Source organism: Halomonas halophila, assembly GCF_030406665.1.
Classification (GTDB): domain Bacteria; phylum Pseudomonadota; class Gammaproteobacteria; order Pseudomonadales; family Halomonadaceae; genus Halomonas; species Halomonas halophila.
Map to the genome: position 1 here is coordinate 1,164,527 of NZ_CP129121.1, position 21,375 is coordinate 1,185,901.

Annotated in this window: 22 protein-coding genes; 11 read left to right on the forward strand and 11 right to left on the reverse strand. The window is 65.7% G+C overall.

Annotation, left to right across the window (positions count from 1 at the left end):
* Positions 1–9: 9 nt before the first annotated feature.
* Positions 10–1,119, forward strand: a complete 1,110-nt coding sequence (gene fic / locus QWG60_RS05235; RefSeq protein WP_146910327.1) for a protein adenylyltransferase Fic — start codon at positions 10–12, stop codon at positions 1,117–1,119.
* 61 nt (positions 1,120–1,180) lie between these two features.
* Here the strand turns inward: fic and QWG60_RS05240 are convergent, their stop codons facing one another.
* Positions 1,181–2,041: an SDR family oxidoreductase gene (locus QWG60_RS05240; protein WP_146910329.1), complete on the reverse strand. Its 861-nt coding sequence runs from the start codon at positions 2,039–2,041 to the stop codon at positions 1,181–1,183.
* 95 nt (positions 2,042–2,136) lie between these two features.
* Between QWG60_RS05240 and QWG60_RS05245 the strand changes: the two genes are divergently transcribed.
* A protein-coding gene (locus QWG60_RS05245; RefSeq protein WP_146910409.1) for an IS5 family transposase occupies positions 2,137–2,990 on the forward strand; the annotation gives its coding sequence in 2 pieces (ribosomal slippage) (positions 2,137–2,479 and positions 2,479–2,990; 855 coding nt in all).
* Here the strand turns inward: QWG60_RS05245 and QWG60_RS05250 are convergent.
* From QWG60_RS05250 to QWG60_RS05265, 4 genes are all read right to left on the reverse strand, one after another.
* Positions 2,987–3,241 (reverse strand): Txe/YoeB family addiction module toxin, encoded by a 255-nt coding sequence (locus QWG60_RS05250; protein ID WP_046079907.1) that lies wholly within the window; start codon positions 3,239–3,241, stop codon positions 2,987–2,989. The two genes, QWG60_RS05245 and QWG60_RS05250, sit on opposite strands and share 4 nt — an antisense overlap.
* A complete protein-coding gene (locus QWG60_RS05255) occupies positions 3,238–3,492 on the reverse strand; it encodes a type II toxin-antitoxin system Phd/YefM family antitoxin (RefSeq protein ID WP_035594107.1) in 255 nt (84 codons plus the stop codon). Before QWG60_RS05255 ends, QWG60_RS05250 begins: the two co-directional genes overlap by 4 nt.
* A gap of 74 nt (positions 3,493–3,566) precedes the next feature.
* Positions 3,567–6,869 carry an AAA family ATPase gene (locus QWG60_RS05260; protein ID WP_146910267.1) on the reverse strand — a complete coding sequence of 1,101 codons (3,303 nt, stop codon included), beginning with the start codon at positions 6,867–6,869 and terminating at the stop codon, positions 3,567–3,569.
* Positions 6,866–8,131 (reverse strand): exonuclease SbcCD subunit D, encoded by a 1,266-nt coding sequence (locus tag QWG60_RS05265; RefSeq protein ID WP_146910265.1) that lies wholly within the window; start codon positions 8,129–8,131, stop codon positions 6,866–6,868. Before QWG60_RS05265 ends, QWG60_RS05260 begins: the two co-directional genes overlap by 4 nt.
* Positions 8,132–8,207: 76 nt before the next feature.
* On the opposite strand from QWG60_RS05265, the gene nfi reads away from it, so the two are divergent.
* Positions 8,208–8,912, forward strand: coding sequence for a deoxyribonuclease V (gene nfi, locus QWG60_RS05270; RefSeq protein WP_046079909.1), 705 nt, complete (start codon positions 8,208–8,210; stop codon positions 8,910–8,912).
* Positions 8,913–9,001: 89 nt separating this feature from the next.
* Positions 9,002–9,565: a DUF1415 domain-containing protein gene (locus tag QWG60_RS05275; protein WP_146910262.1), complete on the forward strand. Its 564-nt coding sequence runs from the start codon at positions 9,002–9,004 to the stop codon at positions 9,563–9,565.
* A 28-nt stretch (positions 9,566–9,593) separates the two neighbouring features.
* Here the strand turns inward: QWG60_RS05275 and QWG60_RS05280 are convergent, their stop codons facing one another.
* Positions 9,594–10,478: an aldo/keto reductase gene (locus QWG60_RS05280; RefSeq protein WP_052052391.1), complete on the reverse strand. Its 885-nt coding sequence runs from the start codon at positions 10,476–10,478 to the stop codon at positions 9,594–9,596.
* Positions 10,479–10,628: 150 nt separating this feature from the next.
* On the opposite strand from QWG60_RS05280, the gene QWG60_RS05285 reads away from it, so the two are divergent.
* Positions 10,629–11,057: an OsmC family protein gene (locus QWG60_RS05285; protein ID WP_046079911.1), complete on the forward strand. Its 429-nt coding sequence runs from the start codon at positions 10,629–10,631 to the stop codon at positions 11,055–11,057.
* Between the two features lie 70 nt (positions 11,058–11,127).
* On the opposite strand, the gene QWG60_RS05290 is transcribed toward QWG60_RS05285, so the two are convergent.
* Together QWG60_RS05290 and QWG60_RS05295 are read right to left on the reverse strand one after the other, a co-directional pair.
* On the reverse strand, positions 11,128–11,817 hold the full coding sequence (locus tag QWG60_RS05290) for a gamma-glutamyl-gamma-aminobutyrate hydrolase family protein (RefSeq protein ID WP_046079912.1): 690 nt from the start codon (positions 11,815–11,817) through the stop codon (positions 11,128–11,130).
* Positions 11,814–12,809, reverse strand: a complete 996-nt coding sequence (locus tag QWG60_RS05295; RefSeq protein ID WP_046079913.1) for an amidoligase family protein — start codon at positions 12,807–12,809, stop codon at positions 11,814–11,816. Before QWG60_RS05295 ends, QWG60_RS05290 begins: the two co-directional genes overlap by 4 nt.
* 86 nt (positions 12,810–12,895) lie before the next feature.
* On the opposite strand from QWG60_RS05295, the gene QWG60_RS05300 reads away from it, so the two are divergent.
* Positions 12,896–15,214: a mechanosensitive ion channel family protein gene (locus QWG60_RS05300; protein ID WP_046079914.1), complete on the forward strand. Its 2,319-nt coding sequence runs from the start codon at positions 12,896–12,898 to the stop codon at positions 15,212–15,214.
* 35 nt (positions 15,215–15,249) lie between these two features.
* On the opposite strand, the gene QWG60_RS05305 is transcribed toward QWG60_RS05300, so the two are convergent.
* A complete protein-coding gene (locus QWG60_RS05305) occupies positions 15,250–15,657 on the reverse strand; it encodes a hypothetical protein (protein WP_107181614.1) in 408 nt (135 codons plus the stop codon).
* Position 15,658: 1 nt separating this feature from the next.
* Positions 15,659–16,777, reverse strand: a complete 1,119-nt coding sequence (locus tag QWG60_RS05310) for a DnaJ domain-containing protein (protein ID WP_146910260.1) — start codon at positions 16,775–16,777, stop codon at positions 15,659–15,661.
* A 216-nt stretch (positions 16,778–16,993) separates the two neighbouring features.
* On the opposite strand from QWG60_RS05310, the gene QWG60_RS05315 reads away from it, so the two are divergent.
* From QWG60_RS05315 to QWG60_RS05335, 5 genes are all read left to right on the forward strand, one after another.
* A complete protein-coding gene (locus QWG60_RS05315) occupies positions 16,994–17,362 on the forward strand; it encodes a glutaredoxin family protein (protein ID WP_186810097.1) in 369 nt (122 codons plus the stop codon).
* A 291-nt stretch (positions 17,363–17,653) separates the two neighbouring features.
* Positions 17,654–18,238 carry a hypothetical protein gene (locus tag QWG60_RS05320; RefSeq protein ID WP_146910256.1) on the forward strand — a complete coding sequence of 195 codons (585 nt, stop codon included), beginning with the start codon at positions 17,654–17,656 and terminating at the stop codon, positions 18,236–18,238.
* 30 nt (positions 18,239–18,268) lie between these two features.
* A complete protein-coding gene (locus tag QWG60_RS05325; RefSeq protein ID WP_146910254.1) occupies positions 18,269–18,880 on the forward strand; it encodes a hypothetical protein in 612 nt (203 codons plus the stop codon).
* Between the two features lie 87 nt (positions 18,881–18,967).
* Positions 18,968–19,657 (forward strand): DUF2268 domain-containing putative Zn-dependent protease, encoded by a 690-nt coding sequence (locus tag QWG60_RS05330; RefSeq protein WP_146910411.1) that lies wholly within the window; start codon positions 18,968–18,970, stop codon positions 19,655–19,657.
* A 118-nt stretch (positions 19,658–19,775) separates the two neighbouring features.
* Complete coding sequence (locus tag QWG60_RS05335; RefSeq protein WP_246124771.1) at positions 19,776–20,351, forward strand: hypothetical protein; 576 nt, start codon at positions 19,776–19,778, stop codon at positions 20,349–20,351.
* Between the two features lie 52 nt (positions 20,352–20,403).
* Here the strand turns inward: QWG60_RS05335 and QWG60_RS05340 are convergent.
* Positions 20,404–21,257 (reverse strand): IS5 family transposase gene (locus QWG60_RS05340; protein ID WP_146910409.1). Its coding sequence is split into 2 segments (ribosomal slippage): positions 20,404–20,915 and positions 20,915–21,257, totalling 855 coding nucleotides; the frame shifts between segments, so codons are not numbered across the junction.
* Positions 21,258–21,375 lie beyond the last annotated feature (118 nt).

Below are 21,375 nucleotides of genomic sequence, written 5' to 3' on the forward strand. Positions count from 1 at the left end.
AAAATGAACATGAACTGGTGCCCCGACCAACCTCACAATGATTTGCCGCCGCTGCCTCCGGCCGCAGAACTCGAGACGCCGGCGGTGCTGAAGGCCTGTATTCCGGCCCGTGCGGCGCTGGCGGAGCTCAAACAGGCAGGGGAACTGCTGCCAAATCAGGGGCTGCTGATCAACTTGCTGCCCCTGCTGGAAGCCCGCGACAGCTCCGAGATCGAGAATATCGTGACCACCGCCGACCGGCTCTTCCAGTTCGCCCAGGAAGACACCCATGCCGACCCGGCCACCAAGGAGGCGCTGCGATATCGTACCGCGCTGAGCCGGGGCTATCGTGAATTGGCCCGGCGGCCGCTCTGCACCAACACCGCGGTGGAGATCTGCAGCACCATCAAGGGCGTCGACATGGAGATTCGCCGGGTGCCGGGCACCACCCTGGCCCACCAGGTCTCCGGCGAGGTGATCTATACCCCGCCGATGGGAGAGAGCACCCTGCGAGAGCTGCTGGGCAACTGGGAACGCTATCTGCATGCAGACGATGACGTCGACCCGCTGATCAAGATGGCCGTGGCGCACTACCAGTTCGAGGCGATTCATCCCTTCACCGACGGCAACGGACGTGCCGGCAGGGTGCTGAACATCCTTTACCTGATCGAGAAACGGTTGCTGTCGCTGCCGATTCTCTACCTCAGTCGCTACATCATGCTCCACAAGTCCGACTACTATCACCTGCTGCTGGCTGTGACGCGTGAAGGGCAGTGGCAGGAGTGGCTGCTGTACATGCTCAAGGCCGTGGAATACACGGCTCGTTGGACCACCGACAAGATTGCGGCGACCCGTGCCTTGATCGAGGAAACCACGGCCTACATCCAGAAAGCGCTGCCCCGGGTCTACAGCCACGAGCTTGTGCAGGTGATCTTCGAGCAGCCCTACTGTCGCATCAATAACCTGGTGGAGCGCGACATCGCCAGGCGACAGACGGCATCGAGTTACCTGCAGCAGCTGTGTGAGATCGGCGTGCTCGAGGAAATTCGCGCCGGGCGCGAAAAGCTCTTCGTGCATCCCAAGCTGGTCAGGCTGATGACCGAGGATAGCAATGAGATAACACCCTATCAGGCGTCGTGAAGAACCTGGCGAACGTGTGTACGGCGGTGATGCCAGGAGTCTAGGGCGGCAAGCCGCCTTCTTACTCCCGCTCGCTCTTCGTCGCGCTCAGCAGCACCCGGTCCATGCCGCGCGTGCTCAGCATCCGCTTGAGCGCGGCGAACAGGTGGGTGGGGACGGTCACGGCGTAGCGGGGCCTGGGGCGACGGTGCTCGAGGGCGTGGATCAGCTTGTCGACGACCGCCTCGGGGCTGAGGGTGAAGGCGCCCTTTCCGTCCTCGCTGGCAAGGCGTGCCTCGACCTTCACGTAGGTGTCGGCGTGGGCGCTGTGGGCGGCGTCGATGTTGGCCCGATAGGCGCGATAGGCGTTCTCGCGAAAGCGGCTGGTGATGGGACCGGGCTGGATCAGGCTGACGTGGATGCCGCTGCCGGTGAGCTCCTGACGCAGGGTATCGCTCAGGCCTTCGAGGGCGAACTTGGAGCACACGTAGGCGCCGCGATAGGGCAGGGCGGCGAAGCCCAGCACCGAGCTGTTGTGCACGATGCGCCCGTGGCCCTGGGCGCGCATCATCGGCAGCACCTTGATGGTGAGCTCGTGGGTGCCGAGCAGGTTGGTCTCGAGCTGTTCGCGCAGCACGTCCCGGCTCAGGTCCTCCACCGCGCCGGGCTGGCCGTAGGCACCGTTGTTGAACAGCGCCGTCAGCCGCCCGCCGGTGCGCTCGCGCACCGTTTCCACCGCGGCCGCGATCGAGGCGCTGTCGGCCAGGTCCAGCCGCAGCGCTTCCAGGCCTTCCGCCTCGAGCCGAGCAACATCCGCCTCGGCTCGTGCAGTAGCGAAGACCCGCCAGCCGCGCTTGGCCATGGCGTGGGCCGCGGCATGGCCGATCCCGCTGGAACAGCCGGTGATCAGCAGGCTGCGCGTCGAGTCGCGGCGTTCTGGCATCTCATCTTCCTTTCCGTGTGTCCGATATGGACTAGGCTTTGTCCGAAAAGTCGGATTTGCTAATGTGTCCCATGCTGCAGCTGCATAGGTGACCCATGGCAGGACGCTACGAGATCTCCGACAATGGCTGGGCCCTCATTGAAGACATCGTCTCGCCGCCGCAGAGGTCAGGCCGTCCCCGTCGCGATGACCGCCAGGTGTTGAACGGCATCTTCTGGATCCTCTGCTCGGGCGCTAAGTGGCGTGATCTGCCAGAGCGCTACGGCCCTTGGAAGACCGTTTATGACCGTTTCCGTCAGTGGCGCGATGATGGCACCTTCGAGGCCATTCTGGCGCGCCTCCAACTTCGCTTGCGAGAGGATGGCCTGATGGATCTGGACACCTGGATGATCGATTCGACATCAATCCGCGCCACCCGGGCCGCCTCTGGAGGCGGCAAAAAGGGGGACAGGTAGAGCCCGTAGACCATGCCCTGGGACGGAGTCGCGGCGGCCTGACGACCAAGATCCATATGGTCTGTGACCGTCATGGTTGGCCGCTGACCTTCACGCTGTCGCCGGGGCAGGATTCGGATACGCGGCACTTCATTCCCACCCTGGAGGAGGTGCAACTGCCTGGAACCAAGGGCAGACCTCGTAAGCGTTGCCGCTTCATCGTGGCGGACAAGGGCTACGATAGCGACCCGCTTCGCCGCTACTGCGGCCGGCATCGCATGAAGCCGATCATTGCCCGGCGCAAGATGAAGCGAAAACCGCGCCCTGGCGCTCCGAGGGGCTTTGACAAGCCCCGATATCGGGAGCGAAACATCATTGAGCGCTGCTTCGGTTGGATCAAAGAGCTACGCCGGGTCTGCACCCGTTACGACAAGTTGGCCAGCAGCTTCCGGGCGATGGTATGCCTGGCCTGCATAGACCGTTGTTTGCGTGCAGACTTTTCAGACAGAACCTAGTAGTGATAACGCAGCTGAGCAATCAGCAAGGCATCTTCCGTCACCTTGTAGACGAGGCGATGTTCATCGTTGATGCGTCGCGACCAGTAACCCGCAAGACCATGCTTCAGGGGCTCCGGCTTGCCGATGCCCTCGAAGGGCGTGCGCTGGATCTCCTTGATCAGCTGGTTGATCCGGCGTAGCACCTTCTTGTCGGTCTTCTGCCAGTAGAGGTATTCCTCCCAGGCATGCTCGGAGAAGGTGAGCTTCATTCCTCGATGAGCTCCCGCTCCTGCCCGTCGCCTTCCTCCAACTGGGCGATGGATTCGAGCAGGCGGCGGGCGTTCTTCGGCGAGCGCAGCAGGTAGGCGGTCTCCTGCAGAGCCTCGTAGTCTTCCAGCGATATCATCACCACCGACGGCGCCTTGCTGCGGGTGATGGTGATGGGCATGTGATCGTCGCACACCTGCTGCATGGTCTTCGCCAGGTGACTGCGCGCCGCCGTATAGCTGATGGCTTCCATGAGTACTCTCCCGTACAGGATATTGTCCTGTACAGGATAGCGTGCAGGTAATGTCGCGACAATGGCGTTCGGTCTCACCCGCTGACCAGCCGCGCCTGGCTGGTGCCGTTGCCCAGCGGTTCGACGCGGATCTGCACCGGGATGCGCTCGTGCATCTCCTGGACGTGGGAGATCACCCCGACGCGGCGGCCCAGCGCCTGCAGGCCGTCGAGGGCCTCCATGGCCAGCGCCAGCGACTGCGGATCGAGGCTGCCGAAGCCTTCGTCGATGAACAGCGACTCGATGACCAGCTCGCCGGAGGCCATGGAGGCCAGCCCCAGCGCCAGGGCCAGCGAGACCAGGAAGGTCTCGCCACCGGACAGCGAGTGCACCGAGCGGCGCTCGTCGCCCATGTCGTGGTCGACCACCAGCAGCCCGAGCTCGCTGCCGCCGCGCACCAGCCGGTAGCGCCGCGACAGCCCGCCGAGGTGCGCGTTGGCGTGCTCCAGCAGCTGTTCCAGGTTGTAGGCCTGGGCGATGCGCCGGAACGCCTTGCCGTCGGCGGAGCCGATCAGCTCGCTGATCCGGCCCCAGCGGCGATGCTCGGCCCGCGCCGCCTCGAGCTCGGCCTGTGCCTCCTGCTGGCGCTGGCGCCGCCGGTCGTCGTCGTGCAGGGCGTGAGTGGCCTCGTCGCGCTGCTGCTGGGCGCTTTCCAGCCGCGGGGTGAGGCTCTCGCGCTCTTCGGCGAGTGCCTCGCGGCGACGGGCGATCTCGGCCTCGGCACTCGCTTCCAGCAGTGCCGCCTCATCGTTGGCGTCGACCAGGCCCTGCTCGCGACGATGATCGATCAGCGCCTGGCGGCGTTCCTTGAGAGCGGCGGCGGCCTGCTGGCGGGCCTGGTCGGCGTCTTCCAGCTGCCGACGCTGGCGCTCGGCCTCGTCGTCGGACTGGGCCAGCAGCCGGGCGAGGGTAGCGTCGTCCAGCTCGGGATGAGCCCGTCGCCATTCGGCCAGCTCGGCGGCGAGGGTATCGCGCTCCCGGCGCAGTGTCTCGAGCCGTTCGGCCTCGTGGGCCGCCTGCTGGGCGAGGCGTTGGTGGCGAGTCTGCGCCTCATGATGGCGAGCCAGGGCCGCGTCGCGCGCGCTGGCGGCGGCCTGCTGACGGGCGTCGAGGTGCTGCTGCCAGGCGTCCGGCGAGGCGTGCTCGCCGAGGCGGTCGCGCAGGTCGGCGGCCAGGGCCTCGCGGGCCTGGCGAAGCGGCGGCAGCCGTTCGGCCAGCCCGTCGAGTTCCTGCTCGAGCTCGTTCTGCTGGGAGCCGAGCCGGGCGAGCTCGATCTCGTCCTGATGCAGCGCCTGGTTCAGCGGCGCGAGCTCGGTCTCGGCCCGGGACAGCTCGTCGAGGACGCGCCGATGCTCGGTTTTCCGTGCCTCGCTGGCCTGCCGCTGATGGTCCAGCCAGGCCTCGCGCTCCTCGGCGGCGATGGTGGCCAGCTCCGGCTGCAGCGGATGCGCGTCGAGCGCTCGCTGCGCCTCGGCGCGCTGCCGATCGGCGGTGCCGAGGTCCTCGCGCTGCTGGGCCACCGAAGCCTTCAGGGCGCGGTATTCGCCTTCGATGTCATGGCGCTGCTGGTAGGCCCGATCGCGCTGATCCTGCGCCTGTGCCAGCTGGCGATCCTCTTCTGCCTGCTGGGCGGCGAGCTGGGCCGCCTCCGGCGAGGCGGGTGGCCGGTGACGCCAGGGATGCTCGAGGCCGCCACAGACCGGGCAGGGCTCGCCGTCCGCGAGGCCCTCGCGCAGGTGGATGACGCTCTCGCTGCGCACGGCGCGGTTGCGCTCGACGAACGCCTGAACGCTCCTGAGATGGCGTTCGGCGTCGTCGAGGCGCTGGCGGGCGGCCTGGCCCCGGCCGAGCAGCGCCTCGAGGCGTTGTTCGCTCTCCGCCAGGCGTGTCTTCAGCGCCTGATGGGCCTGCTCGGCGCGGCAGGCTTCCTGCCAGCGGCCGTGCAGCTCACCCAGTTCGAGCCGGCGCTGGGCGGCTGCGTCGTGGGCCCGCTGGGCGGCCTGACGGGCAGCGTCCAGATCGTCATGGTCGCCGATCAGGCGTTCGAGGGCGGCGTGCCAGCGGTCGCGCTGCTCGCATCGTTGGGCGTGGGCCGCGTCGGCCTGGCGCCGCTTCTCGGCGAGGGAGTCGGCGCGTCGACGGCGCTCCTCATGAGTGCGCTCGAGCTCTGCCAGCTGCTGGTCCTGGGTCGCGAGGCGCTGGGCCCGTTCGCGTGCCTCGCGCAGGGCGGGCTCGGCCTGCTGGCGGGCCCCGGTGGCTGCCGCCAGCGAGCGTTCGGCGGCCTCGCTGGTCTCGCGGGCGCTCTGCTCGGCGCTCTCGGCGTCGGTAAGCGCTCGCTGCGTCTCGGCGTGCGTCGCCGCCAGGGCCTCGAGTTCGCCGGGCAGCGCGGCCTGGCGCGTCAGTTTGTGGCGCCGGGGCAGGATCACCCGTCGCCAGGCCTGATCCCGCCGGGCGGGGGCGAGCGAACTCCAGGCGTCCTCGGCCGTGTCCAGGTCGCTCTGACCGCGCTGGAAGGTGGCTTTCAGTTGATCATCTTTTTCATGCCAGTGCTGCCTGGCCTGAAGCGATGCCGAGTGCGCCTGCAGGTCGGTGAGCGCTCGCTGGGTGGTCTCGGCGGCGCGTTCGAGCTCGGCGCGAGCCTCGGGCTCGGCGGGCAGGTCGTCGGCGAGCCGGGCCTCGATCTTCTCCACGGCCTTCCTGGCGTCGCTCGAGCGGCGGTAGGCGGCCATCGAGATGGCGGAGTATTCGGTGGTGCCGGTCAGCCGCTCCAGCAGGTCGCTGCGCTCGTTGTCGTCGGCCTTGAGGAAGGCGGCGAACTCGCTCTGTGCCAGCAGCACGGCGCGGGTGAACTGCTCGAAGGTCAGGCCCAGGCACTCCGGCAGCAGGCGGTCGAACTCGCGCTTCTGGTTGGTGAGCAGTCGCTCGTCGTCGAGGTCGCGCAGCGACTGGTCGACGGCCTGCAGACGGCCGCCGGCCTTCTCGCGGGCGCGGCGCACCGCCCAGCGGGCGCGGTAGCGGCGGCCGTCGCGGCCGAGGAAGTCGACCTCGGCGTAGCCGCTGGCCGTGCCGCGGCGCAGCAGGGTGCGCGGGTCGGCGGTGTTGAGGGTGGCGTCGCCGACGTCGGGCAGCGGCGCCTCGCGGCCGGGGGCCTGGCGCAGCCGGGGCGTGCCGCCGTAGAGTGCCAGGCACAGGGCGTCGAGCAGGGTGCTCTTGCCGGCGCCGGTGGGGCCGGTGATGGCGAACAGCCCGGCATCGCTGAGCGGCGGCTCGGTGAAATCGAGCTCGAGCGGCCCGGGAATCGAGGCCAGGTTGGCCAGGCGCAGGGCGAGGATCTTCATGCGGAGTCCTCCTCGCCGGCGTCCAGCACGTCCTGACGCAGGCGGTCGAAGTCGGCCAGGATGTCGTCGTCCGGCGGCTCGCCCCAACGGCCCTGCCAGGTGCGCTCGAACAGCCGGCGGGGGCCGAGCGTCTCGAGATCGATGCGCTCGGGAGCGTGCTCGGCCGCGACTTGCGGCAGGCGCCGCTCGAGGCGCAGCAGGCGCAGTGGCTTGCCCTCGAGGGCGGCGTCGACCCGGGCGCGCAGGTCGGGCATCGGCGCCTCGAGCTCGACGCGCAGCTCCAGCCAGGGCCAGCGTTCTCTCGGCAGATCGGCATCGAGTTCCAGCGCCTCCAGCTCGGCCAGCACGGCGTCGAGCGGCGCGGGGCCGAGCCGGTGCATGGCCACCGGGCGCGGTACGGGCAGGGATTCGACCCCGGCCAGCCGCTCGCCGTCGAGGGTCGCCTCGACCACCTGGTGGGCGTAGTTGAGCTCGCTGAAGTCCAGCGGCAAGGGGCTGCCGCTGTAGCGGATGCGCTCGTCGCCGACCTGCTGGGCGCGGTGCAGGTGGCCGAGGGCCACGTAGGCGATGTCGTCGGGGAACAGGGCGGCGGAGATCGACTCCTCGCCGCCGATCACGATCGGCCGCTCGCTGGCCTCGGAGACGGCGGCGCCGTGCAGGTGGGCGTGGCTCATGGCGACCAGCGCCTGGCCGTCGCCGCGGCGCTCGCGGGCGGCGTCGATCAGTTCACGATGGACGCGGTTGATGCCGGCGACGTAGTCATTGGGCGCTTCCTCTGTGTTACCGGTCTCGTTGGCGGTCATCTGGCCGGTGACCTCGGCGGGGCGCAGGAAGGGCAGCGCCAGGCACCAGGCGCGGGTTTCGCCGGCGGCGTCGGTGAGCGGCACCAGCAGGCGCTCGGCGTCGAGGCGGCCGTCGTCGAGCCAGCGTACCCGGCCCCGGGCGTGGGTGCGCAGGCGCTGCATCAGCGGGGCGGGCAGCTCGATGCGGTTGCCGCTGTCGTGGTTGCCGGCGATCAGCACGATGTCGAGCCGGGGCAAGCGCTCGTGGGCGCCGACGATGAAGTCGAAGAGCAGTTCCTGGGCGCGCAGCGAGGGATTGACCACGTCGAAGATATCGCCGGCCACCAGCAGGGCGTCGGCGTCGCGTTCGACCAGGGTATCGAGCAGCCATCTCAGGAAAGCGCGGTGCTCCTCATGGCGCTCCTGGCCGTGGAAGCTCTGGCCCAGGTGCCAGTCGGCGGTGTGGATCAGTCTCAGCATGGCGTCCCCGGTGTTCCGTCACACGGTCAAAAAGGCCTAGTCTAACCCGAGCGCCGCCGACACATCAGGAGCCCGCATGCCGTCCGTTCCCTTGCACGATTGGAACCTTTCCCCCGCCGAGGCCATCGCGCTGCAGAAGCGCCTGGCGGGGCGGGTCGAGCGCGAGGATCGGCTGGACACGGTGCGCCGCATCGCCGGGGTGGATATCGGTTTCGAGCAGGGAGGCGAGATCACCCGGGCCGCGGTGGTGGTGCTGGCCTGGCCATCGACGGGCGGGGGCGTCTTCGAGGTGGTGGAGCAGGCGGTGCACCGCGAGCCGACGCGCATGCCCTATGTGCCGGGGTTGCTGTCGTTTCGCGAGGTGCCGGCGGCACTGGCGGCCTTCGACAAGCTCGCGACCCGCCCGCAGCTGGTCATGGTCGACGGCCAGGGCATCGCCCATCCGCGCCGGCTGGGGGTGGCCAGCCACCTGGGGCTGTGGCTCGACCTGCCGACCATCGGCGTGGCCAAGACGCGGCTGTGCGGCCGCCACGGCGAGCCGGGGGCGGAACGGGGCGACTGGGCGCCGCTGGTCGACACAGGCTCCGACGGTGAGGAGACGATCGGCGCGGTGCTGCGCTCGCGGCAGGGCGTGAAGCCGGTGTTCGTGTCGCCGGGGCATCGGCTGTCGCTGGCCACGGCGCTGGAGTGGACGCTGGCCTGCCTGGGGCGGACCAAGCTGCCGGAGCCCACGCGGCTGGCCGATCGGCTGGCGTCGAGACGGGATCAGAAGCGGCGCTGAGCCGATCTTTTTCCACCTTGCTTGCCATTCAGGGCCGGGCGGCCGACCATGGCGCCCCTTCTTTCACCATCACCATCGGGATGCCCGCCATGACCGCTTCTGTTCCTTCCCCGCTCGAGGCCACCCGCGCCTGGGTCGAGACCTTCGTGGTCGGCCTCGAGGTGTGTCCCTTCGCCGGCCGCGAGGTCACCCGCGACAGCATCCGCTACGTGGAGGTGGACGCCACCGATCCCGCGGCGGCGCTGATGAAGCTGATGGAGGAGTGCTGGCATCTCGACGAGCACGCCGAGACCGAGACCACGCTGATGGTGCTGAGCGAGGGGCTGGCGGACTTCGACGACTACCTGGACGCGCTGGGCATGGCCGAGGCGCTGCTGGAGGAGCAGGGCTACGAGGGCATTTATCAGCTCGCGAGCTTCCACCCGGACTATGAGTTCGAGGGCGAGGCCGGGGATTCGCCGCGCAACTTCACCAACCGCTCGCCCTGGCCGATGTGGCACCTGATCCGCGAGGCCGGGCTGGAGCGAGCGCTGGCTCACTACCCGGACCCCGAGGCCATCCCCGAGCGCAACGCGGCGCTGATGGAGGCCAAGGGGCACCAGGCGCTGGCCGCCTCGCTGGCGGCGCTGCGCGGGGCATCGGGGCAGGGCTAGCCCCGACGCCCGTCGCTCCAGTCGCGTCTCACACCACGTCCAGCGGTTCCTTGGCGAAGGGAGCCGGGAATTCCGCTTCCAGACGATCCACGGCCTGATCGTCCAGGGTGGCCTGGAGCACGGCGGCGTTGTCGCGGACGTGCTCGAGGTGCACGGCCTTGGGCAGGGCGATCAGGTCGCGCAGCCCGTCGACCGGGCGGATCGCCCAGGCCAGCATCAGCTGGGCCGGCGTCAGGCCCTGCTCGGCGGCCAGGGTGTTGACCACCTCGTTGGTGAGCGGGTCCTGCTGCAGTCGGCCGGCGCGCGCCAGCGGGCAGTAGCCCATCAGCGGCATGCCGTGCTGGCGATGCCAGGGGCGCAGGGCGTGCTCGATGCCCCGCGAGCCCAGATGGTAGAGCACCTGATTGATCGCGCAGCTGTCGCCGCCGGGTCGCCCATACAGGCCTTCCATGTCGTCGACGTCGAAGTTGGAGACGCCGAAGCGGCGGATCTTGCCGTCCTCGCGCAGCCGTTCGAAGGCTTCCAGGGTCTCGTCCAGGGGGATGCCGCCCGGCCAGTGCAGCAGGTAGAGGTCCAGGTGGTCGGTGCCCAGGCGCTCGAGGGTCGCCTCGCAGGCGGCGATGGCCGAGTCGCGGCCGGCGTTCCAGGGGTAGACCTTGGACACCAGGAAAGCCTCGTCGCGGCGCCCGGCGAGCGCCTGGCCGACGACCTTCTCGGCGCCGCCGTCGGCGTACATCTCGGCGGTGTCGATCAGCGTCATGCCCAGGTCCATGCCCAGCTGGAGGGCGCGGATCTCGTCGGCGCGGGAAGCGGGGCCTTCGCCCATGTACCAGGTACCCTGGCCGATGGCGGGCACTGCCACGGCCGGCTCGTGGGCCGTGGCCGGCAGGGTGACGCGAGCGGGTTGTGTCATGGCGCTTCCTGTCTGTTGTTGTCGAGGTCTTGCCTCCAGTCTGGAGATGGCGGCCCGGTGGCGCAATCCGCCCTTGTTCCACGGTGAGATCATCCCCATGGTCTATCGTGAAGAGGCTAGAATTCGACCACTCAAGCGCAAGGAGTCGACATGAGCATCCAGAAGAACGGCAGCGCCGTCTGGCAAGGCGGCCTCAAGGACGGAAAAGGCACGGTATCCACCCAGAGCGGCACGCTGAGCGAGGCGCCTTACAGCTTCGCCAAGCGCTTCGAGGACGAGGCCGGCGCCAACCCCGAGGAGCTGATCGGCGCCGCCCATGCGAGCTGTTATTCCATGGCGCTGTCGATGATCCTCGGCGAGGCGGGCTACACGCCGGAGCGCATTGCCAGTCGGGCCAGCGTCACCCTGGCGCCGGACGACAGCGGCTTCAGCATCAGCGCCATCCACCTGGAGACCCGCGCCAGCGTGCCGGGGGCCGACGAGGCGGCCTTCCAGGACGCGGCAGAGAAGGCCAAGGCCGGCTGCCCGGTGTCGAAGCTGTTCAATGCCGAGATCACCCTGGACGCCAGGCTGGACTGAGGCGCCAGGCGCGATCCACCCGACCACACACGTCAGTCAGCGAGGCCACCTTCGGGTGGCCTCGTGGCGTTCAGGGGGAGGTGTCGCGTGCCCGGTCGGCGGCCTTCACCAGGGCGCGGATCAGCCGCTGCTGGGGACGATTGAAGATCAGCCACTCCGGGTGCCACTGCACGCCGATCAGGAAGTCGTGCTCGCGGGACTCGATGGCCTGCACCAGGCCGTCGCGGTCGCGGGCGACGATCTCGATGCCCTGGCCGGTCTCCTGCACCGCCTGGTGGTGCAGGCTGTTGATGCGACACCAGGTCACGCGAAGGATGCGGTAGAGCCGGCTGTCGCCGACGATGTCCACCGTCTTGCGCGGCAGCACGGTGCGTCGCCGCTTGAGCCCCTCGTTGGTGGTGTAGATGTCCGGGTCCAGGGTGCCGCCCTGGTGCACGTTGATCAGCTGGGCGCCGCGGCAGATGCCGAGCACCGGCGTGCCGGCGGGAATGAAGCGCTCGAGCAGTGCCATCTCGAGCTGGTCGCGTTCGGGATCGACGCGCACGTCGAGCTGGATCTCGCCGCCGTAGTGGTGGGCCTCGATGTCATCGCCGCCACCGATGATCAGGCCGTCGAGTCCGGTGGGCCGCGGGCGCGCGGGCGACAGCCGCAGTGGGCGGCCGCCGTGACGCCACACGGCGAACCAGTCGAACCACCAGGCGATGCGGCTCTTGCGGTCGGAGGTCGTGATACCGATCAGCGGGCGCGGGTGCTGCCTCATGACTGCCCTAACCTCCGGCGCAGCGATTGCCACAGCCGCACCGGCCAGACCGGACGATGGCGGGCCAGATATTGGGCGCCGCGCTCGGCCAGCGTTTCCGGCGAGGCGGCCAGCACTTCCACTTCGAGCCAGCGATTCCACTCCTGGACGGCACCCCAGCCGGATTCGGAGAGCTGGGCGTTGGGCAGCCGGTAGTGGTAGGTCGGCCGCGGCTTGACCAGGTGATCGTCGAGCAGCTCGTGGGGATGCTCGGGATGCAGGTGGGCGAACAGCGGCAGCAGGTCGAGCTCGCGGTTGCGGGTCGGGTTGTCCTCGAGATAGTCGTCGATCAGCGTCTCGAGGTCCGGCGCGTAGTCGGGATCGAGCACCTTGAGCGCGTAGGCCCGCGGGAAGGGGTTGGCGTGGGGCAGCACCTCCCGGGTGATGTCGACCTGGATCTGTTCGCGCAGCCAGCGAGCGCTGAGCAGATAGGCGCGCAGGTGGGCCAGCAGGCTCTCGACGTCCAGGCTCGGCGCCTCTGGGTTGAGGTGCAGGCCGAAGCCGTAGAGCAGGCTGGCGTCGGTGCCCTTGGCGCCGCGCTGACGCAGCGCCTCGAACAGGGCATCGAGCTCCCCGAGCTCGTCCCAGGGCACCGGCGGGCAGACGATCTCGGTGGGCACCAGGCCGGTGACCACGTCGCCGATCAGCTCGCGGGTGCGCTGGTGGAACTCCTGGCGCATGCGCTCCCATTCGCTGTCCTGGCAGGCGTCGGGATCGACCCGCTCGGCGTCCGGATGGGCGTACTGGGTGTCCAGCTCGATGCCGAACTCGCCCCAGCGGGTGTCGGTGACCTTCAGGCGATGGGGGCTCAGCACCTCGACCTCGCCGCCGAACAGCTCCTGTACCAGATTGGCGGTGTCTCGCGGCGGCAGGCCGGCGAACTCGATCTCGACTCCGACCCGGCGGGGCCTTCCTTCGGCATTGTCGGGTACGGGTGGCGGTTGCGGCGTCATGACGGCATCCTGTGTGACGGTATCGGCAGCCTAACATCGCTGCCATGGATTCTGATATTGCGGTCACCAACGTACGGAGACTCACGTTGCCACGCGCGCATCGCCACTTCTCGTTCGCCCTGCGGGGCCTGCTACTGCTCTCGCTGCTGCTTCTGTCGCCGATGGCGGCCGCTCAGTCGCTGCCCATCTCCTCCCTGGGCGGCGGTCAGGAACAGAGCGGCGAGCAGCCGCCCGATCCCGAGGCCCTGCAGCAGGCGCTCGACCGCATCATCACCACGCTGGAAGACGAGAACCGGCGCGACCAGCTCTTGCAAAGCCTGGAATCGCTGCGCACCGCCAACAGCGAGGTCACGCAGGGGGAGGGCATCGCCGGGCAGCAGGGGCTGCTGGGGGCGCTGGCCGATACCCTCAACGAGCTTGGCGAGCAGGCCGAGTCCGGTAGCTCGCCGTTCAACGACTGGCAGCGGCAGTTCCGCGAGGGCTGGACGGACTTCACCGAGCTGACGCTTCGCACCGGCGACGGCACGCTGCTCAACTTCGTGGTCGAGATGACGGTGCTGGTCGGCATCTGGGCCGGGCTGCTGGTGATCCTGATCGCGCTGGGACGGCGGCTGGCGCAGCGGCGCGGCTGGCCGCTGGACCTGCCCCGCGAGCCCAAGGGGCTGTTGCTGGCGATTCACTTCCTGCGCCGCCTGTTGCCCTGGGCGCTGGCCTTCGTGCTGGCGCTGGGCGTGGCCCAGCTGGTGCCCGAGAGCCCGGGGCGCACCGGGGCGCTGGTGGTGGCCTATATCTCGCTGTGCGGGCGTACCCTGTCGGTGGTGGTGGAGACGGTGATCTCGGTGTTCACCCGCGGTCATCGCTTCGTCGCCGTGCAGATCCTCCAGCAGCGGGCGCTGCGGCCGCTGTTCGTGATCGGCGCGCTGATCGCCCTGGGCGATGCCCTCAATTCCACGCGGATCACCGACTCGATCGGCGACGACCTGGCCAACCTGCTGTCGGTGATCGCCAACGTGCTGGCCGCGCTGCTCAGCGGGCGCTTCGTGATCCGTTTCAAGCGGCCGATCACGCACCTGATTCGCAATCGCTCGTACAAGCATCGTCGCGACAGCAGCAACGCCGCCGACATGGCGCGTGCGGTGGGCGGGCTGTGGCACATCCCGGCGCTGCTGCTGGTGGGGGGCTCGCTGGTGGCGATCTTCGTCACCGGCGGCGACGTGGCCACCGCCCTGGCGCGCTCCATCGTCTCGGCCTCGCTGCTGGTGCTGACCCTGGTGGTGGCCGGGCTGATCCGCCGTCATTCCGAGCGCCGCACCAAGCGCCGCTTTCGCCGCGAGTATCGCCGCCGGCTGGAACGCTTCGGCTACACCCTGGCCCACGTGGTGGCCTGGATCGCCTTCGCCGAGCTTTTCCTGCAGGTGTGGGGCGGATCGCTGATCGGCATCGGCCGCGAGGGCGTGGCCAGCGTGCGCATCGGCCAGGCGCTGCTCGGTATCGGCTTCACCGTGCTGCTGGCCTGGCTGGCCTGGATCTTCGCCGACACCGCCATCCAGCGGGCGCTGGCTTCCTCGGCGCGTGCCCGCGGCCGGCGCGTCAACCAGGCCCGGGCCCAGACCATCACGCCGATGATCCGCAACATCATTTTCGCCACCATCGTGATCATCGCCTCCATCGTCGGGCTGGCCAACCTGGGGGTGAACGTCACGCCGCTGCTGGCCGGTGCCGGTGTGATCGGCCTGGCGATCGGCTTCGGCGCCCAGACCCTGGTGCAGGACCTGATCACCGGCATCTTCATCCTGATCGAGGATTCGCTGGCGGTGGAAGACTTCGTGCAGATCAACGGCCACATGGGCACCGTCGAGGGGCTGACGCTGCGCACCGTGAAGCTGCGCGACCTGGACGGCATCGTGCACATCATCACCTTCAGCCGCATCGACTCGATCCACAACATGTCGCGCCAGTTCGGCATCGCGCTGATGAAGATCCGTATCCCCTACAGCATGAAGATCGACGACGCCATCACCCTGATGCAGGAGACCGCCCAGGCGCTGCGCCAGGACCCGATGATGCGCCACTACATCTGGTCGCCGCTGGAGATGCAGGGCATCCATGCCTTCGAGGACGGCTGCCCGATCCTGCGCATGCGTTTCCGCACCGCGCCGGAGATGCAGTGGGACGTGGCGCGTGCCTTCAATCTGCTGCTCAAGCGTCGCATGGAGGAGCAGGGCGTCGATCTGGGCGTGCCGCGCCTGAGCGTCAGCATGGAAGGCCATGGCGGCGGCCGGCTGGACGGCAGCGCCGAGTGGGGGCAGGACCACGATGCCGCCGGGCGCGAGCCCGGCGAGGCCGGCGTGGCGGACCCTCATCGCCAGACCAGCGCCAGCGGCGGCTCGCCCGACCCGGGCTAGGGCCCAAGCTGGCGCAGGGATCGCAGCGGAAAGCGTCAGAGCAGATAGCGGCCCAGGGCCACGCCGCCGGCCAGCGTCGCCAGCCACAGCACGAGCAGTATGCCGCGGCGCCTGGGCCGGCGGTTATGCGCCCGGGCGGCCACGTTCAGGCGCTGCATCCATTCCTCGAAACGCGAGCCCGGCGGGCCCGGCGGCAGCGAGAAGTCGTCCGCCGGGCCGGCGCGCCAGTAGGGCGCGTGGGTCAGGCCCAGCCGCGCGCGCAGTCGGCCGATGTCGGAGAGGGTGTCGTGCAGGGCGTCGTATTCGGCGCGGCGCGAGTCGGCCTGCAGCACGGTGGCGGCGTCGGCCTTGAGGGCGCTGTGCTCGCAGCGCGCGATGGCCTCGGCCACGGCCGACTCGTCGGCATCGGCGGAGAGGTGCAGTCGCTGGTAGAGGTCGCGCATCTCAGCTCACCTTCATCAGGAAGTCATAGGCCCGGCGAATCCGCTGGAAGCGCCGCGAGGCGCTGGCGACGATGGCGTCGCCCTCCTGGTGGAAGCGGTCCGGATGATGGGCCTGGGCGAGGCGCCGGTAGGCCTTGCGGATCTCGCCGCGGCTGGCGCCGGGCTCCAGGCCCAGCACGGTCAGGGCGCTGCGGATGCGCGGGTCGGGCGCCGCGGGCCGCTCGTGGGCACGATGCGCGCCGTCATCGTGGGCACGCTGGTGGCCATGGTCAGAGCCCCGGTCACCAGAGCGTGAGTGCTGTTGCCGTTCACGATGGCCGCCGCGGCGGCGTTCCCGCTCTTCCTCTCGGTGTCGTCGCGCCTGTTCGCGCTCGGCCCGTTGGCGCTGCTTCTCGGCCTCGCGCCGGGCCTGCTGGCGGCGTTTCTCGGCGTCGCGTTCGGCTTTCTGCCGGGCCTTGGCCTGTGCCTTTTCCTCCTGACGCTGGCGCCGGGCTTCCGCCTTGTCCTCGCGAGCCTGACGGCGCGCCTCGGCCCGCGCTTCGCGAGCGCTTTCCTGCTCGGTTCGCTCGCTCTCGGCGGCCTGTTCCTGTCCGGGGCGCTCGTCGTTCTCCTCACCGGCCGTTTCACGACGACGGTCTCGCGTGCCCCGTTCGCGCTGCTGCCAGTAGTCGCGCCGGCTCGGGTCGCCCGGCTCGCGCAGCGCCCGGCCGGCCTGGGAGGCATAGAGCTCAGCGAACTCCAGCGGCGGCACGCCCAGCAGGTCGGCCAGGAAGCGCAGGATATGGTGGTTGGCCAGGGTCGGCTTGCCGTGCTCGGCGGCCAGGGTGACCGCCAGGCGCAGGAAGGCGCGGGCGGTGTCGCCATGCAGCTCCTTCTGCAGCACCTCGGCGGCGAGCTGGATGGCGCCCAGGTCCTGGCTGGCGGCGATTTCCAGCAGCGGGGCCAGCTCGTGGCCGTGGCGGAAGGCGCCGGTCAGCGAGACCAGCTGGGCGCGCTCGGCTTCCCCGACCGGCCCCTGCTGGGCCAGCACCCAGGCCAGCAGCAGCAGCGCGGCGCTGTCGGCCTGGTCGCGACTCTGGAGCAGCAGCAGTTCGAAGGTGGAGAAGCGCGCAGCGGTCATTCCCTGACTCTGGTTGGATATCTTGTTGAAGGGCCCCGTCGGTGGGCAGATCAGGCATCGATCATGTTCGTGCCGGGGCCTGGCCTTGGCAAGCCCGGCGCGGCGATGTGCTAGCGTAATGCCGGAAGCATCGGCCACGGCAGGCGCGCCGACGCGGGAGGCAACCCTTTGACATCGGCGGCTTGCGCCCGATCTTGATGCCGGGAGGAGAACATCATGCGATCACTGATCCAGACATTGCTGGCGCCGTTGGTGTGGGTGGCCGACAAGCTCGGCACCCGCCGCGAGGTCGCCCGGAACGACGCGCACCAGGCCGAGGTGGACGCCGCCTGCGAGGCCCTGGCGCTCTACCAGTTCTGGAGCGAGCCCGAGTGCATTCGCGTGCGCCGCGTGATCACCCGCCTGGGGCTCTCCATCGAGACCCGCGACGCCCGCCTCGACCCCGAGCACGGCCAGACGCTGAAGGAGCAGGGCGGCAAGCTCCAGGTGCCGTGCCTCTACATTCGTGAGGCCTCCGGCGAGGAGCGCTGGCTCTATGGCGCCCAGCGCATCATCGACTATCTGAAACGGCACTTCGGGGAGTAGGGCGGCATCCTTTCTCGATACGCTCAGCGGCCCTCCCCGCCACGCCTGTCCCCCGTCAATGGCGATCGTACCACGCTAGATCCTCAGCTAATTTAGTGGCAGGCTGAAGGAAAGGACGTAAAAGGTGGAAGGCACGATGATCGGTGTTATCGCGCCTAATTGTCATTAATATGCATGAAAATCAGTGGGTTGGGCGCATCAGGCGGGCCGCATAACATGGATGAACGTGCCGGCACGTTCAAGTCAATAAACGAGCCAGCTGCCTAATACCTGTTAGCTCTAGGAGAGTGCATGGGCTTCAAAGTAGTCGTAGATACACTCGCTTCGTTGGCTGCACTTGTAGCGATCCTGTCAGTTTTGATTGGGTGGTATAGCAGTGCGCGGAAGCCTCTTAGCATTTCTAGGGTGGTAGTACATAAAAAGGATGACGGCTTAACCTATATAATTGTGACGAAGAACAGAAAGTCGTATCCAGTTGAGGCAAAAAGAATTGATTGCTTTTCGCGGAAAACTTTCGAGATAGAGCAGAGGGTAGGAGAAAAGCCAGAATACGTTGAGAAGTTATCCAGCCGATACGCTGTGTTTTCGTCAAAAACTTCATTTGAGGTGCCAGCCAAAGGAAATATCGATATTCGTATTGAGGTGGACGGACAGACCGACCCCTCCGATCACCTTATCTTTTCGTTTGATACTACTCACGGATACCATGAGATTTCCTGTAACGATATCACCGTCGTCGAAATAGGAAAGACCGTGGTTTACTCGGTCGAATTTAAGAAGGAATATGGCTCCAAGAGTCGCGCGAAGATGGTGTACTTTTGGAGGCGAATTGTGGAGCTAACCAAGCGCTGCAGCCGACGGCTTCGCCGCGCCTGAGCTCAGCGTTAGCTGCGTAAGGAGACATTCATGTACTCAGACAAAGATGGATTTTCCAAGGATCCTTTCGGTTATAGCGCTCTGGCGTGGCATAAATGGGGAGCACTTGCGACTGCGAACGGCTTCGAAATAGACATCACTAAACCGCCAACGGTTGAAGATCTGAAGAATCCAGTTCTTTGGTTAAGCCATGCTAATGCGCTAAGCGAAGCAGCTGTTTGCCTGGCGCGGAGTTCCCCAATCTTTGAAAGTATGCCTCCGAGTATTCGGACCATATGTCACAGTCAATATCATGCTGTAGTTTTAATGTTGGTTGGCTATAGCCTTGAGGTTTGCTTGAAAGCCATGATTTTAATGCGGCTTGGGGCGGAAGAGTTTACAAGACAGGAAAAGAAACACTTCCATCATCGACTTGATGATCTGGCCAAGTTTATTCCCAACTTGAGTGAAAAAGAACTAGCAATATTGAAGGGGCTTACTCACTTTGTACTATGGGCTGGTCGCTATCCTGATCCAGGGTCACGGCGAGTGAATGATGCTGAAGATGTATTCGAAATATCTGAAACGTATAAAATAAGCGCTAAAGATCTTTTTGAGTTATCAGCAAAAGTGATGAAGCATGTTAGAACTGTTGTCGATTAGGCAGCTAACAAGTGAATGCAGCCGACCGCTAACGCGTCGGCTGATTTAGGCGTTGGGCTGACAGGTTCTCACTGACAGGAGTCATGGATGATCGTTCCTCTATTCCTTGATACAAATGATTGTCGGCATTTCTCAAATGATGCTCGCCGCGCCATCGGTGAGGTATGTGCCGATGCTGAGCCAGAGATACGATCTCTTCTTGGAGACTTACCTGAGAATATTGATTTGGCATGTCAAACGGGTCCTTTCGTCATCCCGGAAACGGGTGAGATGGGCACGGCAATCGCGCCGAACCGCGTGGGATGGACGGTTGATTATAGGCTGCCGGGAGGTGTAGCTACCATCGCTCGCACCCAATTACGTTTCACTTTGTTCCACGAACTCCACCACTTGGTAAGAGGCTGGGTCATGTATTGTGGGGCAGCACCCAACTCCTTTATGGATGGGGTCGTGAGTGAGGGCCTAGCGACTGTGTTTGAGCGTGATTTTGGCGGCCGGGAAACACCTTGGGGAGAATATCCTGAAGACGTCGAGAATTGGGTGACTGAGCTGCTAAAACTTCCAGTTTCTGCTCCTTATAACCAGTGGATGTTTCAGCACCCCGATGGGAGGCGTTGGATTGGATATCGAGCGGGAACGTACATTGCGGATCAGGCTATCCTTGCTTCCGGTTATTCAGCCGCTGACTTGGTTCTCATCTCTACCGACGAGATATTGAAGATGTCTGGAATTGGCCTAGTGAAGCCCAACAATGCCATGCACGCGACGAGCACGTGATGGCTGGCGTTAGAGCTCACGCAGTCCTGAATATCAGCATCATTAAAGGAATTAAACGCAAAACCTTGTAAAACATACACTTTACCTTTTTCTATGTATTACTGGTCTAACTGCTGCAATGACGTTAGTAGGTATTGGCTACGCTTGGTTTTTTTCGGAAGCGAAAGAACTCCCACATTTGGAGTGGCTAATAGGCTCTGTGATTGTAGAGGTGGTCGCGGTGATCCTAATGCTTGCAAAAAAAGGACTGAAGTATCTTCCAGATACACAAACTGATAAAGAGCCAAAAGACACTCTTAAGTTTATGGAAAGTTTTATTTCTACGGGCACTAGTGCAACTGTTGTGAGTAACCGAGTGTCATGGCTTTCAGCTAACGATAAGCTTATATTAATTCTTCAATCAAAAATTGAAAAAGGCGCTCGTATTGAAATTATTACTCCAAATGAAGTTCCAGAGGCACTTAGAGAAAAGCTGAATGGCGCATCTTTTATTGTCACAAAAGAGAATGTATCTCCTGAAGCTAGATTTACATTAGTGAATGGAGATCGCAGCGGCGCTGAAAAGCTCGCCATTGCTCGTGGAGTTCATCCTGACCACGAGATTACAATTTTTGACAACAATTCAGGCCCCCAAATAATTGCAATGGCGAAGGACATAATTAGAAAATCCAAGGAGTTGGCTAATGCCCCATAGGTGGTGTAATTCGGCGCAAATACGTCGAGAGCAAATTGAGTCAGGAGCAGACTTAGGTTCTGTCTGAAAAGTCTGCACGCAAACAACGGTCTATGCAGGCCAGGCATACCATCGCCCGGAAGCTGCTGGCCAACTTGTCGTAACGGGTGCAGACCCGGCGTAGCTCTTTGATCCAACCGAAGCAGCGCTCAATGATGTTTCGCTCCCGATATCGGGGCTTGTCAAAGCCCCTCGGAGCGCCAGGGCGCGGTTTTCGCTTCATCTTGCGCCGGGCAATGATCGGCTTCATGCGATGCCGGCCGCAGTAGCGGCGAAGCGGGTCGCTATCGTAGCCCTTGTCCGCCACGATGAAGCGGCAACGCTTACGAGGTCTGCCCTTGGTTCCAGGCAGTTGCACCTCCTCCAGGGTGGGAATGAAGTGCCGCGTATCCGAATCCTGCCCCGGCGACAGCGTGAAGGTCAGCGGCCAACCATGACGGTCACAGACCATATGGATCTTGGTCGTCAGGCCGCCGCGACTCCGTCCCAGGGCATGGTCTACGGGCTCTACCTGTCCCCCTTTTTGCCGCCTCCAGAGGCGGCCCGGGTGGCGCGGATTGATGTCGAATCGATCATCCAGGTGTCCAGATCCATCAGGCCATCCTCTCGCAAGCGAAGTTGGAGGCGCGCCAGAATGGCCTCGAAGGTGCCATCATCGCGCCACTGACGGAAACGGTCATAAACGGTCTTCCAAGGGCCGTAGCGCTCTGGCAGATCACGCCACTTAGCGCCCGAGCAGAGGATCCAGAAGATGCCGTTCAACACCTGGCGGTCATCGCGACGGGGACGGCCTGACCTCTGCGGCGGCGAGACGATGTCTTCAATGAGGGCCCAGCCATTGTCGGAGATCTCGTAGCGTCCTGCCATGGGTCACCTATGCAGCTGCAGCATGGGACACATTAGCAAATCCGACTTTTCGGACAAAGCCTAACATTCAACGAGGTTTTTAAGCCGCTTTTAGTTAGTTGTAGGGTCCCGGATGATC

What these genes read in the sequence shown, in the direction of transcription:
- QWG60_RS05280 (WP_052052391.1), bottom strand. Translation starts at nt 10,478, where the DNA reads ATGACACAACCCGCTCGCGTCACCCTGCCGGCCACGGCCCACGAGCCG.
- QWG60_RS05330 (WP_146910411.1), top strand. Translation starts at nt 18,968, where the DNA reads ATGATCGTTCCTCTATTCCTTGATACAAATGATTGTCGGCATTTCTCA.
- QWG60_RS05325 (WP_146910254.1), top strand. Translation starts at nt 18,269, where the DNA reads ATGTACTCAGACAAAGATGGATTTTCCAAGGATCCTTTCGGTTATAGC.
- QWG60_RS05315 (WP_186810097.1), top strand. Translation starts at nt 16,994, where the DNA reads ATGCGATCACTGATCCAGACATTGCTGGCGCCGTTGGTGTGGGTGGCC.
- QWG60_RS05265 (WP_146910265.1), bottom strand. Translation starts at nt 8,131, where the DNA reads ATGCTGAGACTGATCCACACCGCCGACTGGCACCTGGGCCAGAGCTTC.
- QWG60_RS05250 (WP_046079907.1), bottom strand. Translation starts at nt 3,241, where the DNA reads ATGAAGCTCACCTTCTCCGAGCATGCCTGGGAGGAATACCTCTACTGG.
- QWG60_RS05240 (WP_146910329.1), bottom strand. Translation starts at nt 2,041, where the DNA reads ATGCCAGAACGCCGCGACTCGACGCGCAGCCTGCTGATCACCGGCTGT.
- QWG60_RS05275 (WP_146910262.1), top strand. Translation starts at nt 9,002, where the DNA reads ATGACCGCTTCTGTTCCTTCCCCGCTCGAGGCCACCCGCGCCTGGGTC.
- nfi (WP_046079909.1), top strand. Translation starts at nt 8,208, where the DNA reads ATGCCGTCCGTTCCCTTGCACGATTGGAACCTTTCCCCCGCCGAGGCC.
- fic (WP_146910327.1), top strand. Translation starts at nt 10, where the DNA reads ATGAACTGGTGCCCCGACCAACCTCACAATGATTTGCCGCCGCTGCCT.
- QWG60_RS05295 (WP_046079913.1), bottom strand. Translation starts at nt 12,809, where the DNA reads ATGACGCCGCAACCGCCACCCGTACCCGACAATGCCGAAGGAAGGCCC.
- QWG60_RS05335 (WP_246124771.1), top strand. Translation starts at nt 19,776, where the DNA reads ATGACGTTAGTAGGTATTGGCTACGCTTGGTTTTTTTCGGAAGCGAAA.
- QWG60_RS05285 (WP_046079911.1), top strand. Translation starts at nt 10,629, where the DNA reads ATGAGCATCCAGAAGAACGGCAGCGCCGTCTGGCAAGGCGGCCTCAAG.
- QWG60_RS05305 (WP_107181614.1), bottom strand. Translation starts at nt 15,657, where the DNA reads ATGCGCGACCTCTACCAGCGACTGCACCTCTCCGCCGATGCCGACGAG.
- QWG60_RS05290 (WP_046079912.1), bottom strand. Translation starts at nt 11,817, where the DNA reads ATGAGGCAGCACCCGCGCCCGCTGATCGGTATCACGACCTCCGACCGC.
- QWG60_RS05260 (WP_146910267.1), bottom strand. Translation starts at nt 6,869, where the DNA reads ATGAAGATCCTCGCCCTGCGCCTGGCCAACCTGGCCTCGATTCCCGGG.
- QWG60_RS05310 (WP_146910260.1), bottom strand. Translation starts at nt 16,777, where the DNA reads ATGACCGCTGCGCGCTTCTCCACCTTCGAACTGCTGCTGCTCCAGAGT.
- QWG60_RS05320 (WP_146910256.1), top strand. Translation starts at nt 17,654, where the DNA reads ATGGGCTTCAAAGTAGTCGTAGATACACTCGCTTCGTTGGCTGCACTT.
- QWG60_RS05255 (WP_035594107.1), bottom strand. Translation starts at nt 3,492, where the DNA reads ATGGAAGCCATCAGCTATACGGCGGCGCGCAGTCACCTGGCGAAGACC.